This is a genomic window from Corynebacterium sp. HMSC064E08 (assembly GCF_001811805.1).
GTDB lineage: Bacteria > Actinomycetota > Actinomycetes > Mycobacteriales > Mycobacteriaceae > Corynebacterium > Corynebacterium jeikeium_D.
The window spans coordinates 176,925-189,914 of record NZ_KV806692.1 but is presented as its reverse complement, the minus strand read 5'-3'; the positions used below and the strand labels follow the sequence as shown (position 1 = coordinate 189,914).

The following is a 12,990-nucleotide window of genomic DNA, read 5'->3' as shown; positions in this document are numbered from 1 at the left end:
AAGGCTGCCTCATCGCTAACTTTGCAACAGTGCCTCTGAGCGCCCTTTCCAGTCAGAACCCGCAGGCCGATCTTGCGGTCTGACAGCTCCTTCACCGTGTTGACCAGATGGGCAAGCGATCGTCCGAGGCGATCGAGCTTCCAGACCACCAGCACATCGCCGTCACGCAATGACTTGAGGCAGGCAGTCAAGCCAGGGCGATCATCACGACCGCCGGAAGCAAGATCATCATAGATATTGTCCCGTTCGACACCTGCGGCGCGCAAGGCGTCGTGCTGCAGGTCGAGAGACTGCGAGCCATCGGCTTTGGAGACGCGGGCATATCCGATCAGCATGTATCACAAACGTTGGTTTGAGGCGGCGCTTCGGCCACGATTGCATTGACCTCTGGAAATGTATCTCAACCAGCTTCATAAACAAAGCGTCTTGAACGCTATCAGATTTTGAAAAAGGAACATGTATGCCGCGTCGCGTCACTCTAACCGATCGGCAGAAAGACGCGCTGTTGCGCTTGCCGACTTCACAGACGGATTTGCTCAAGCACTATACGCTGAGTGATGAAGACTTTGGGCATATCAGGCTGCGTCGGCGCGCTCACAACAGGTTCGGCTTCGCCCTGCAATTGTGTGTCCTGCGCTATCCCGGCCGGGTGCTGGCTCCAGGCGAACTGATCCCTGCAGAGGTCATCGAATTTATCGGAGCGCAGCTTGGCCTGGGTGCCGACGATCTCGTAGACTATGCTGCCCGCGAGGAAACACGGCACGAGCATCTTGCCGAGTTACGGGGGCTCTACGGCTTCCGCACCTTCTCCGGACGTGGTGCGAGCGAGCTGAAGGAATGGTTGTTCCGAGAAGCCGAGATGGCGGTGTCGAACGAGGATATCGCCCGTCGCTTCGTAGCCGAGTGCCGACGCACCCGCACTGTCCTTCCCGCGACATCCACGATCGAGCGGCTTTGTGCCGCGGCTCTCGTCGATGCCGAGCGACGCATCGAGACGAGGATCGCCAGTCGGCTGCCTATGTCGATCCGAGAACAGTTGCTGGCATTGCTCGAGGAGACGGCTGATGATCGGGTGACCCGTTTTGTGTGGCTGCGCCAGTTCGAGCCTGGCTCGAACTCTTCGTCGGCCAACCGGCTGCTCGACCGGCTCGAATATCTGCAACGCGTCGATCTCCCCGAGGATCTGCTTGCCGGCGTTCCTGCCCATCGGGTGACTCGTCTGCGCAGGCAGGGTGAACGGTATTATGCCGACGGCATGCGCGATCTCCCGGAGGACAGGCGGCTTGCGATCTTGGCTGTTTGCGTCTCGGAATGGCAGGCGATGTTGGCCGACGCAGTGGTCGAAACCCACGACCGGATCGTCGGCCGTCTCTACCGTGCTTCGGAGCGTATTTGCCATGCAAAGGTCGCAGACGAAGCGGGGGTGGTGCGTGACACCCTGAAATCCTTCGCCGAGATCGGGGGCGCCCTGGTCGATGCACAGGATGATGGCCAGCCGCTGGGCGATGTCATCGCGAGTGGGTCAGGGTGGGACGGCTTAAAAACCCTTGTTGCAATGGCAACCAGGCTGACCGCCACCATGGCCGACGATCCGCTCAATCATGTGCTCGACGGTTATCACCGCTTCCGCCGATACGCTCCACGCATGTTGCGCCTGCTCGATCTGCGAGCTGCGCCCGTTGCACTGCCGCTTCTGGAAGCGGTGACGGCCCTTCGTACCGGTTTGAACGATGCCGCGATGACCAGCTTCTTGCGGCCCAGCTCGAAATGGCATCGCCACCTTCGGGCCCAGAGGGCTGGCGACGCTCGCCTATGGGAGATCGCGGTGCTGTTCCATCTGCGCGATGCGTTCCGCTCCGGAGATGTCTGGCTTACTAGGTCCCGGCGCTATGGCGATCTGAAACACGCACTCGTTCCGGCACAAGCCATCGCGGAAGGCGGTCGTCTCGCTGTGCCATTGCGGCCGGAGGAATGGCTGGCAGACCGGCAAGCTCGCCTCGACATGCGGTTGCGCGAGCTTGGCCGTGCCGCTCGCGCAGGCACGATCCCGGGCGGGTCGATTGAAAACGGCGTTCTGCATATCGAGAAACTCGAAGCCGCCGCGCCGACAGGCGCCGAAGATCTGGTGCTCGATCTCTACAAGCAGATCCCGCCCACGCGCATCACCGATCTCCTGCTGGAGGTGGATGCGGCGACCGGCTTCACCGAAGCGTTCACCCATCTGCGCACAGGAGCACCCTGCGCTGACCGGATCGGGCTAATGAACGTTATCTTGGCGGAAGGGATCAACCTCGGCTTGCGCAAAATGGCGGATGCGACAAACACCCACACCTTCTGGGAATTGATCCGCATTGGACGGTGGCATGTCGAGGGCGAAGCCTATGACCGGGCGCTGGCCATGGTGGTCGAGGCACAGGCAGCGTTACCCATGGCCCGGTTCTGGGGCATGGGCACGTCGGCTTCGAGCGACGGACAGTTCTTCGTCGCTACAGAGCAAGGTGAGGCCATGAACCTGGTCAACGCGAAATATGGCAATACCCCGGGCCTGAAAGCCTATAGCCACGTCTCCGACCAATATGCGCCGTTCGCAACCCAGGTGATTCCTGCAACGGCAAGCGAAGCGCCTTACATCCTCGATGGCCTGCTGATGAACGATGCTGGACGCCATATCCGCGAGCAGTTCACCGACACGGGCGGCTTCACCGATCACGTCTTTGCCGCATGTGCCATTCTCGGCTACCGGTTCGCTCCGCGCATCCGCGACCTGCCATCCAAACGGCTCTACGCGTTCAATCCGTCGGCCGCCCCGGCGCACCTGCGAGCGTTGATCGGCGGAAAGGTCAACCAAGCCATGATCGAGCGCAATTGGCCCGACATCCTGCGCATCGCCGCCACCATTGCTGCCGGGACCGTCGCGCCAAGCCAGATTCTGCGGAAACTCGCCTCCTATCCGCGGCAGAACGAGCTCGCGACAGCCCTGCGGGAAGTCGGTCGCGTCGAGCGCACCCTGTTCATGATCGACTGGATTCTGGATGCCGAACTCCAACGGCGTGCCCAGATCGGGCTCAACAAAGGCGAAGCTCATCATGCGCTGAAGCGGGCAATCAGCTTCCACCGCCGCGGTGAAATCCGCGACCGTTCCGCCGAAGGCCAGCATTACCGCATCGCCGGCATGAATCTGCTCGCCGCCATCATCATCTTCTGGAACACCATGAAGCTCGGCGAGGTCGTTGCAAACCAGAAACGCGATGGAAAGCTGCTATCGCCCGATCTCTTGGCCCATGTTTCGCCGCTCGGATGGGAACACATCAATCTCACCGGAGAATATCGCTGGCCAAAGCCTTAGCGTAGGATTCCGCCCCCTCCCGCAAACGACCCCAAGATGTTCATGGTCTCCCCGATCACTGCCCGGAAATGGGCAGGCCGCTACCGGGAAGAGGGTGAGTTTGGGATGCAGGATCGCTCCAGCAAGCCGCACCGGATCCCAGGCAGGACGCCCGAGCATGTCAAGAAGAAGATCATCAACCTGCGCTGGCGGCTTCGACTGGGGCCAGCCCAGATCGCTGCGCGACTTGGTCTCTCGACGTCGACTGTTCACGCGGTCCTCGTCCGTTGCCGCGTGAACCGCCTCTCGCATATCGATCGTGTCACTGGCGAGCCATTGCGGCGATATGAGCATCCTCATCCGGGATCGTTGATTCATGTCGATGTCACGAAGTTCGGCAACATCCCCGACGGCGGTGGACATCGTTACGTAGGTCGGCAGCAAGGCGCACGGAACAAGCTCGCGACTCCGGGATTACCACGAGGAAAAGATCACAAGCCGCGCACCGGGACGGCGTTCGTTCACACAGTCATCGACGACCACTCCCGCGTCGCATACGCAGAAATCTGGTCGGATGAGCAGGCGAGCACAGCGGTGGGAGTTCTCGAACGCGCCGTGGCCTGGTTCGCCGAACGAGGCGTGACCGTCGAGCGAGTCCTATCCGACAACGGGTCGGCATACAGATCCCACGCATGGAGGGACTTCTGCGCTCGGCTCGGCATCCGACACAAGCGGACACGCCCCTACCGGCCGCAGACGAACGGGAAGATCGAGCGATTCCACCGCACGCTCGGGGACGGCTGGGCCTATGCCAGGTTTTACGGTTCAGAGGCCGAACGACGCCTGGCGCTGCCCGGCTGGCTCCACTTCTACAACCACCACCGACACCACTCTGCGATTGGCGGCGTACCCTTCGACCGACTCAACAACGTCCCTGGACATCACACCTAGCGAGCCGCTACTCACCCACTCCTCACCGGCTACTCGTCCCATACCTCCGGCGGCATTGCTGGGAACGGCGTCGTCGGCGGCAGAGTTGCCACAGCTGAACGTCTGGACAGGCCACACACCTGCAACAGGTCCACCACCAAGGAGCGGGACTGCGCAAACACAACCTGTTCCGACAGCGTTGCGTCCTCGATCACGCGCGGGTGCATTTTCGCCGCTAGACGACGCAAGTACCGAACCACGTCTTCAAGCTTGACCTCTCCGGATCCCTCGGAAAGCTGAGCGATAGCGATGTCGCCGGATTCGAAAGGCAACTCGCCCCACTCTGGGATTCGGCGCACGGCGGCTTCGTCGTCAAGCACATGACTGACCAGGCGCGTACCTTCAGACACGCCGAGAACAAGTGCGCACAGTTCGGACGAGAAGTCGATGTGATCCTCACGTGCGGTGATAGCGCGACGCGCGAGCACACGGATGTTGCGCATGGCGTTGTCGACGGGATGAACCATGCGTGACAGCGAGTGGATTCGATCCCGGGAGCGCCAGAGCAACGGCGAGATACGGACCTGCTCGCCCGCGTCGGCAACGGTGCGGTCCATCAGCGAGACCTGCGCCTGCATGGAGCGCACCACGCTCAGTGCGGTGCGGATGCGATCGGTGTCGCCCTCTTTCATGCCGATGCCGATGTCATAAAGTACGTCTGCACCCATGTCGAGGACCTTGGCCACCTTGCGGCGAGCACCCGCCAGCGGGCTTCGCGGCAATATCATGAGCACAATAATGCCCACCACACCACCGACGAGAGCATCAATCATTCGGTAATAAGAACCAGCGGTGCCCGGCGGAATAATGGTGGCGATGAGCACGGCTGAAGATGCCGCTTGGTTCACCACAAGTGGACCTCGACCGACAAACACGCCGATGACCATGGCGACAAACACACCGACGGTCAGCTGCCAGATACCCGAGCCGAGGATGGAGATAATCACATCACCAATGCCGACTCCCAACGAGGCGCCGAGCACCAACTCCACAGAGTGTTTTAGGCGAGGACCTGCGGTCATCACGTTGAGGCTGATGAAAGCGGCCATCGGCGCGAAGAACGGGTTGGGGTGCCCCAGGACCTCAAGTGCGAACCAGTAGGCCAACCCGGCAGCTAACGTGGCTTGAACAATGAGCATCCAACGGGAGCGCACACGATCAACCGCATGGAGGAAACGCGTGCGGGGCCTCACTTTCTGACGCAACTTGTTTGCTGCGCGGGAGGCCGGATGTAGGTACGTATTGCGAAAATCTTGGAAATCCGGGCGCGGATTATCCTCGACGAATTGCGTTTCCTTAGCTTCGACGAGGTCGTCGACATGCGCGGGACCAATGTCCTCTAGATTCCTGGCAGCTGCGGCGTCCTTATCTTCCCCACCAGCCATGCCAGCCATGCCGAAGTCACCATCCTCATGTAAAAAACTGTGCGCTTTTTATGTACCCGTTGTGCTGTTGTGCACTCTTATGTGCCCGCTGAATCTCTGTGCGCGATTAAAGACCCAACTCTGGCAGCGCGGATTCATCACTGTCACGCAGCAACGCCATCATGCGATCGAATTCATCATCCTCGCCGATAGCCTTAGCAGCCTTAGCCAACGCTGCGAAGGCGCGAAGCACACCACGATTCGGCTCGTGCTCCCACGGAATGGCTCCGAACCCCTTCCAGCCGTTTCCACGCAGCAGGTCCAGACCGCGGTGGTAACCAGTGCGAGCGAAGGCATAGGCCTGAATCTCCTGGCCCTCGGACAAAGCGCTTTCAGCCAAATCCGCCCAAGCCTGGGAATCGCGCGGGCATGCGCGAACCACGGCCTCCGGGCTTGCGCCACCGTTGCGGGCAGCAACGGCCTCGTCAAGAACGGGGAGCTTCACGGGAGCAGGAGCCATCATGTCATTGAGTTTCATGCGTCCTATTGTGCCAGGCATCACGTGGCGATGGCAGGGGCTCAGTATGTGACTCTCTGTTGGCAACGGCGGGCACAGCGTGGTGGTGCGACGTCGGCAAGCGCCAGATGACGACCAACTAGCGTTCCCCGACTACTCCGGGCAGCTCGGCTTCGTCGAATCCAACGACTCACCATTTTCCAGCTTGGTCGCAACAAAATCGGCCACTCGGGCGCACGCTTCCATCAGCATCCAACCCGACAGCTGGACAGAGAGGTCACGCTCCTTAATCGCCGAACCGCGAACCGCGCCACCGACTGATTGCGCAACCGAACCGCCCTGTGGGAACTGAGCATTGTCGTTCCAATCTGCGGGGAAAAGCGGCAGGCCATCAACCTCGAGGCGGTGGTACCAGCACTTCTCCCCCGACGCCAGAACCAGTCGGCGAGCAATGCGGGCCGCCGCGCGATTCATGCGATTGTCTCCAGGCAAACGCACCGCCGCATCGGCGAGGTATCGCACGAGGATGCCGTTGAACAGACCACCATCGCCGCCACCGGCACCGGCGATGACATTGTCGGTGGTCGCCAAATCCTTTGCCACCGCGTGGATGAGGTTTTGCACGCGCGTGAAATACTTCGTCGCCTGTTCACGCTGGCCGTGCGCCCGAAGCGCAAGTCCCACTTCGAGGCAAGCGCCAATCATGACACCCTGGTTGTACGTAAACATGCCCTTCTGTACGACGGCACCTGCCATGGACAAGCGAATGCCGTCGTAGAGCAGCCCTGAGTCCGCCAGGAGGTTGGCGTAAACCCAATCGATAAGTTCCTCTGCCTCCTTGATACGACCAGCCCGGGCCAGAGCGATGGCTGCAGGACCGTTCGAGGGAACGTTGAAGAAGAGGTCCTGCTCACGCCACGGCAGCACACCCGTGGACTCCTGCCGACCATCACCCAAGCATGAAATCAGCCGTGCTGTCGTCTTCTTGGGCACCGATGCGCCGAGGACCGCGTCGGCACGCCCGAGCGCCAACGCCATCCACGCGCGATCGTCGTAGTACTTGTTCTTGGTCAGCAGCGTGAGGTTGCGAATGCGGATACCCCGAGTGGTCTGGCGGATAGCGCGGTACTTCTCCTTAGAAGGCACGCGCTTGGCTGCGTCTACCAGGCAGTCGAGATACTGCGCCTGCCACCAGTAATGCCAGTTGATGAAGACCTTATGTCGCAGCGGCGCGGGCCAGGAAGCCATTGCCAAATTCGTGCCCGGAAGACCCCACAGCTTCGCCGCATGACGGTTGCGAATCGCCTGTTCAGCCACGTCCGCACGATAGGCCCACGTTTCGGCCTCCGGACGCGACATTTTTAGAACCACTGGCTCTCCTTAAAACGGCTGTGAAACAGCTCTAAAACAGCCTTCGAAATAAAACACCTAAGCAGACAATTACCAGGCCGCGGTGATATCTGCATGAGTACGAATCCAAGAGTGCATGGCAATACCCGCCGCTACCCCCGCATTTATCGAACGCGTCGAGCCAAATTGGGCAATCGACACCGTCAAATCCGCCGCCTGCTGTGCTTCTTCAGTCACTCCCGGCCCCTCCTGGCCGAAGAGCAAAAGACAACGCTCGGGCAACTCAACGGTTTCGATGGGTACGGAGCCCGGCACATTGTCCACGGCCACGACAGCCAAATCATGCTCGCGCGCCCAGCTAATGACCTCCGACACCGTCTCGTGGTGCAGCAAGTGCTGGTAGCGGTCAGTCACCATCGCGCCGCGACGATTCCAACGCTTGCGCCCCACGATGTGCACGGCCTCCACCAGGAAGGCATTTGCGGTGCGTACCACGGTGCCGATGTTGGAGTCATTCTCAAAATTCTCGATGGCGATATGCAACGGATGACGACGCTTATCCAGCTCCGCGACGATAGCCTCCATCGTCCAGTAGCGGTAGGCATCGACGACATTACGTCGGTCGCCCTCATCCAGAAGCTGCTCATCGTATTCTGGGCCGGTCGGCCGGGGTTCGTTCGGGTGCTCCTGCTCCCACGGCCCCACCCCGACACGAGCCTCAAACCATTCCGTCGGCCCCTTCCCGGGCTCAGGCGCGGTCAAGAGCCAACAGCCCCTCGACCAGGAACAACTGCGCCACGGTGTAGGTGTCCATCACTGCCGCATTCAGAAGCTTGCCGACGACGCCCTCCTCCGCAAACATCTTTCGAGCCATCAGTAGCGTGTCGGAGACGAGGAACAGGTTGCCACCGTGGCCGAGGCCGTAGGCGGCATCGGCAATCGGCAGGCCGGTCTGCTCATCAGTACCGACAGCACCGGCACCCTCCAGCAGCGCCGGGTCATCGGCCAGTGCGGAGGTCACAGCCAGCAGCGGACCGTAGCCAACAGCAGCGGGCAGCGCCTCGGGCTTTACAGCACCGACCAGCGGTACCGAACCAGCCCACAGTGGGAAGCGAATGGCAGCACGCAGCGCGCTAATCCGAGCTCCGGCACGCCACAGCAGCACGTGGTAGGCAACCTGGTTAACTGCGAACGGCACAGAACCGCGGTTCAGGTTCGGCTTATTCGGCATGAGAATCAAGTCGCCCAGCCAACCGCCGGCGAGGCCGATGAGCAGGGTGGTCGTCGTAAAGCGAGACGTCTCGTGGCGACGGCGCCAAACATTGGCCGCCAACAGTGGCATGAGGACAGTCTTGGAAACTCGACGTGGAGTCTCCCAACCGAAGGCACTGGAGACAACGTTGACCGCACTGGCGGCGATATAGCCGGCACGTTCTGGGGCACGGCGGGTGTCGGAGCTCGCGCTGGCGATACCGACGAGTGCGCCGAGACCCTCGCCCGTGCGACGCACAAACATGTCAGCGACGGTTTCCTTGGTGCCGGGAAGTTTGGTCATGGTGAGCTTGGACAGGAGTCCTGCGCGCTTGGTGGTCATGGGGATGTTCCTCTTTCGTGGGACTGCGTTGGGGCGGGGTGGATCGGGGCGAGGGGCGGTGAGCTGGGTGAGGCTAGGCGAAAAATCTAGCGCTCAGACTCTTAGGCCAGACCCAAGTCATCCAAACCGAGCAGGTAACGGTACTCCAGGCCTTCAGCCTTGATGACCTCGCCGGCACCCGTCGCGCGGTCAACCACCGTGGCGACACCGACAACCTCAGCACCGGCCTCACGTAGGGCAGCGACGGCGGTCAGCGGAGAGTTGCCCGTGGTGGTGGTGTCCTCAACAACCAGGACCTTCTTGCCCACAATGTCCGGCCCCTCGATGCGGCGCTGCATGCCGTGCTTCTTGGCTTCCTTACGCACCACAAAGGCATCAATTGGACGCCCTTCGGCGTGCATGACAGAGGTAGCCACCGGGTCCGCGCCAAGCGTCAGACCCCCGACGTGCGCGTAGTCCCAGTCGGCAGTGAGCTCCCGTAGCAGGGAACCAATCAGACGCGAGGCCTCATGATGTAGGGTGGCGCGGCGCAGGTCAACGTAGTAGTCAGCCTCACGTCCAGACGACAGCGTGACCTTGCCATGAACAACCGCCAGCTCCTTGACCAACTCGGCCAAACGCTGCAGCTTCTCCTGATTGACATTGCTCGTGTGGATGCTCATCTGAGGTTGTCTCCTAAATAAACGACTGTGTGCTCAAGGATATGTCTGGTTCTACTCGTCCGCGGAATCAGGGGTTGCGCCCTTGTCCTCGGATACAGATTCGGTGGGGTCGTCGCTGCTGTCGAGGTCTGGGGCGGCGTCGGTAAAAATACTGGCGGGCTTCACATTTGATCGCACCACACGCCCCTGGCTCGAGCGCATCCGGCTATGTTCGGGGTCCTCACCAAGCGCAGGAATCTGCTGGCCAGAATCCCCAATGTCCTCCGACTCACCAACGTTTGCACCCATCTTTCGTGCCGTTGACCGCGAAGGCAGCGCCGTCGGATCCAGCGGTATATCCCGCGTAGGGCGCCACGACGAACCGTCAATCGCCTGCACCACCGTGGGTTGCGCATTGCTTTGCGACGGCCACTGCGAATCATCCGTGGTTGCATCCGCGGTAGCAGCGGACGAGGACGAAGGAGAATCTGCGTAAACAATTTCCTCAACATCCAGCGGCTCTTCGCCCTTGCTATTCTGCGCGCTGTGACTCTGGGCATGCCCGTTCTGTGAGCTATGATCCTGCGATTCGTGGTTAGCAGAACCGTTGCGACGCTGATCTGGTACCGCGTGCAAGTGCCCACGCCCGGTTCCATCCGAAATCAAGGAACCAGAGTCAACGGACTGCTCGGTGAGCTGCAAACGAGTGGGATCCCACTGATTAGTGTCCGGAGCGACGGTTTCGCCTTCCGCTGGTGGCAACCTGCGTGCAATGTCGGAGAAGTCCGACAGCGATGCCAGTGCACCGTCCCAGTCCTCTGGCACTGAATTATCAATCAGCTGAGCCAAGGACCAGGAGTTTTCAGACCACATGCGGGTAATGGCCGGGTGTACGCCGGCAAGCATGCGAGTTGCACGGTCGTCGAAGATGCGATGAATGAGCTCTGGGTCGGTAGCTGCGACTACCAGGCCGGCTTCGGTAGCTACGTGAGGCAGCGTCGTGCCGCCGCTGCGGCGCAACTCGAAAACCTCATCGCTGGATACAGAGCGGCGGATGGCGATGGTGGTGATGCCGCCGACATCGGCGAGGTGCATTTCCCGGCCAAAGGCGAAACCGGAGACCACGGCCTTGGCATCGCCGTCCGGCGTACGCTGCCAGTACGACGGCAGCTCATGGTCCACACGGTTGTAGACAGAATTACGTTCCTGCGCCCAGGCCTTCCGCAGGTGACGCACACGGCGACCGCTGATACGTCGACGGACAGGGGCCACTGACTGCTGCTGGGCGCGCTGCGGTTGCGCGGGCGGGGTGGACTCAGTGGGCAGGGTGGCCTGGGTGCGCGCCGCACGATCGGATGGTTGCGGTACTTCGCCAGTCTCGGCATCTTCGCCGGCTGCAGCCCGGAATTCTGTACCGCCAACAGTTCCAGTGCGAGCGTCAACAGCGGTGGTGCTGTCGGCCCCTGTGGCAACGGCATCGCCTACTAAACCTGTCTCGGGCTGATCCGCGGTATCGGTATCTTCAGCAGTCACCGACTCGGCTGGCTCCGCGCCAGGCCCTGCTCCAGATTCTGTGCCAGACTCCGCGCCGCTTCGGAGAGTCACGTCCGTTCCCGCATTCAGATCAGCTGCTGCTTCCGATGTTTCGGCAGCACCCGCGTCTTCTGTTGCTTCGGGCATTTCAGCAGTGGCCGCCGGCTCGATTCCCGAGACAGATTCAGGCTCCGTCGGTGTCTTTTCTACAGCTGAAGTCCCCAGTTCTGTCGTCGAAACCTCAGTTTCAGAATCAACTTCAGCGGCGCTATCGGTCTCAGCGGCAACCTCAGAGTCAGCGTCAGCTGCGACATTCGGTCTCGCCACAGAAGTTGTCTCGGGGCTGCCTTGCTCCGAAGAATCCGACTGTTCGGACACAACATCTTCTGCCGCCACACCGGTTACTTCGCCGGTGGAGTCCGAGGGCTCGTCGTAAAGCGATGGCGATGACGGAGACGCCACAGCAGTCTCACTTGTGCTGCGACGGCGGCGGTCGACAACGAACAGCGCGACTGCGGCGATGATGAGAATCGCTGCGAGGGTGAATACTAGGGGAATCATTAATCTCCTAGCTTAAGCCAGAAGCCGTTCTATTTGGTCAGCGACAAGATGCCGTCCCCCGTCTGGCGCAATACCAATGCCCGAGGCGAGAGCGTTCAGGACTCTCTAGGACGGTAAAGGGCGAGGGGCAAAAGCCACATGGACGGCACATCTGGGGCCCTGGGGCGGTCGCCCTGGCCCGGGCCCGCTTAGAAGCGGACGATAGGCAGGCTCGGATCGCCAGCCCACTGGGACCAGCCACCGACATACAGAGAGGCGCCCGTGATGCCCGCTTCTTCCATAGCCTGAATGAACAGCGAGGAATGAAGACCGGAACCGGAGTAGACCGCTACATTGCGACCGTCTTCGATACCGACGGAGGCAAAGCGCTCACGGAGCTGCTCAACAGGCAGGAAGGAGCCGTCGGCATTTTGCAGACTGCGAGCCGCCAGGTTCACGGCACCCGGGATGTGACCCGCCTGCAGATCGACGCGCTCACTACGACCTTCAAAACGGCTGGGCTCACGCGCATCCACCAAAATTCCACGCTCAGACCAGGTGCGTACGTCATCGAGGCTGGCAACAGGCATATTGCCTTCACTCACCGCAATCGTTCCAGGCCGCGGCAGATTTCCGGGCCCGAAGGCAGTCTCGTTTCCATCTGCTTCCCAAGCAGCTAACCCACCGGTGAGGACACGCACATTCTCCAAACCTGCCCAGCGCAGAATCCACCAAGCGCGTGACGCGAACAGTCCATCGCCCGCGTCGTAGACGATCACCAGATGCTCCGAGCGGACTCCCCATCGACGGACGGCATCGCGCACACGCTCGATATCCGGCAACGGGTTGCGACCAGCTTCTCGGCTTGGAACACCTGCTAGGTCCAACTCGGGATCACAGAACACGGCCAGTGGGATGTGAGCCGTGGCGTAGGAGTCATATGGTTTTTTAGCACGCGACCAGCGTGCGTCAACGACGACGATACGACCGCCGCCGGCAATCTTGTCACGAAGCTCTTGTACCGAGATGGATGTTGTCATAATTCCGGATTCTAAATCGATTGACTTGGTAGCGCGATATGTACGTTATTAAAACTAGGAGCTTGGGAGGGTACCTGAACATGCTGTCCACCTGGC

Annotated in this window: 10 protein-coding genes and 1 pseudogene; 2 read left to right on the top strand and 9 right to left on the bottom strand. The window is 61.0% G+C overall.

The annotated features are described in order from the left end of the window. Positions 1-335, bottom strand: a 335-nt coding sequence (locus HMPREF2820_RS01550) for a recombinase family protein (protein ID WP_141751974.1), incomplete at its 3' end; no start/stop codon positions are given. 125 nt (positions 336-460) lie between these two features. On the opposite strand from HMPREF2820_RS01550, the gene HMPREF2820_RS01545 reads away from it, so the two are divergent. Continuing rightward, positions 461-3,346, top strand: coding sequence for a Tn3 family transposase (locus HMPREF2820_RS01545; protein ID WP_011116984.1), 2,886 nt, complete (start codon positions 461-463; stop codon positions 3,344-3,346). 39 nt (positions 3,347-3,385) lie between these two features. Continuing rightward, positions 3,386-4,276, top strand: a pseudogene (locus HMPREF2820_RS01540) (IS481-like element IS5564 family transposase); the annotation flags it as partial. 29 nt (positions 4,277-4,305) lie between these two features. Here the strand turns inward: HMPREF2820_RS01540 and HMPREF2820_RS01535 are convergent. The 8 genes from HMPREF2820_RS01535 to HMPREF2820_RS01500 form a co-directional block, all read right to left on the bottom strand. After that, on the bottom strand, positions 4,306-5,709 hold the full coding sequence (locus tag HMPREF2820_RS01535; protein ID WP_070602419.1) for an FUSC family protein: 1,404 nt from the start codon (positions 5,707-5,709) through the stop codon (positions 4,306-4,308). Positions 5,710-5,806: 97 nt separating this feature from the next. Further along, positions 5,807-6,217 (bottom strand): DUF3151 domain-containing protein, encoded by a 411-nt coding sequence (locus HMPREF2820_RS01530; protein WP_016421545.1) that lies wholly within the window; start codon positions 6,215-6,217, stop codon positions 5,807-5,809. 132 nt (positions 6,218-6,349) lie between these two features. Continuing rightward, positions 6,350-7,567, bottom strand: a complete 1,218-nt coding sequence (locus HMPREF2820_RS01525; RefSeq protein ID WP_005510131.1) for a glycoside hydrolase family 76 protein — start codon at positions 7,565-7,567, stop codon at positions 6,350-6,352. A gap of 69 nt (positions 7,568-7,636) precedes the next feature. Next, complete coding sequence (locus HMPREF2820_RS01520) at positions 7,637-8,308, bottom strand: TrmH family RNA methyltransferase (protein ID WP_038626765.1); 672 nt, start codon at positions 8,306-8,308, stop codon at positions 7,637-7,639. Beyond that, positions 8,295-9,140 (bottom strand): lysoplasmalogenase family protein, encoded by an 846-nt coding sequence (locus tag HMPREF2820_RS01515; RefSeq protein WP_070602417.1) that lies wholly within the window; start codon positions 9,138-9,140, stop codon positions 8,295-8,297. Before HMPREF2820_RS01515 ends, HMPREF2820_RS01520 begins: the two co-directional genes overlap by 14 nt. A 101-nt stretch (positions 9,141-9,241) precedes the next feature. Further along, entirely contained in the window at positions 9,242-9,802 is a 561-nt protein-coding gene (gene pyrE, locus HMPREF2820_RS01510) for an orotate phosphoribosyltransferase (protein ID WP_049189439.1), read from the bottom strand. Positions 9,803-9,853: 51 nt separating this feature from the next. Beyond that, positions 9,854-11,875, bottom strand: a complete 2,022-nt coding sequence (locus HMPREF2820_RS01505; RefSeq protein WP_070602415.1) for a type III secretion system chaperone family protein — start codon at positions 11,873-11,875, stop codon at positions 9,854-9,856. A 188-nt stretch (positions 11,876-12,063) separates the two neighbouring features. After that, entirely contained in the window at positions 12,064-12,894 is an 831-nt protein-coding gene (locus tag HMPREF2820_RS01500; RefSeq protein ID WP_070602413.1) for a sulfurtransferase, read from the bottom strand. Positions 12,895-12,990: the final 96 nt, after the last annotated feature.

Excerpts from the sequence above, each read along its gene's own strand:
- HMPREF2820_RS01545 (WP_011116984.1), top strand. The coding sequence starts at position 461 with ATGCCGCGTCGCGTCACTCTAACCGATCGGCAGAAAGACGCGCTGTTG.
- HMPREF2820_RS01535 (WP_070602419.1), bottom strand. The coding sequence starts at position 5,709 with ATGGCTGGCATGGCTGGTGGGGAAGATAAGGACGCCGCAGCTGCCAGG.
- HMPREF2820_RS01530 (WP_016421545.1), bottom strand. The coding sequence starts at position 6,217 with ATGAAACTCAATGACATGATGGCTCCTGCTCCCGTGAAGCTCCCCGTT.
- HMPREF2820_RS01515 (WP_070602417.1), bottom strand. The coding sequence starts at position 9,140 with ATGACCACCAAGCGCGCAGGACTCCTGTCCAAGCTCACCATGACCAAA.
- pyrE (WP_049189439.1), bottom strand. The coding sequence starts at position 9,802 with ATGAGCATCCACACGAGCAATGTCAATCAGGAGAAGCTGCAGCGTTTG.
- HMPREF2820_RS01505 (WP_070602415.1), bottom strand. The coding sequence starts at position 11,875 with ATGATTCCCCTAGTATTCACCCTCGCAGCGATTCTCATCATCGCCGCA.
- HMPREF2820_RS01500 (WP_070602413.1), bottom strand. The coding sequence starts at position 12,894 with ATGACAACATCCATCTCGGTACAAGAGCTTCGTGACAAGATTGCCGGC.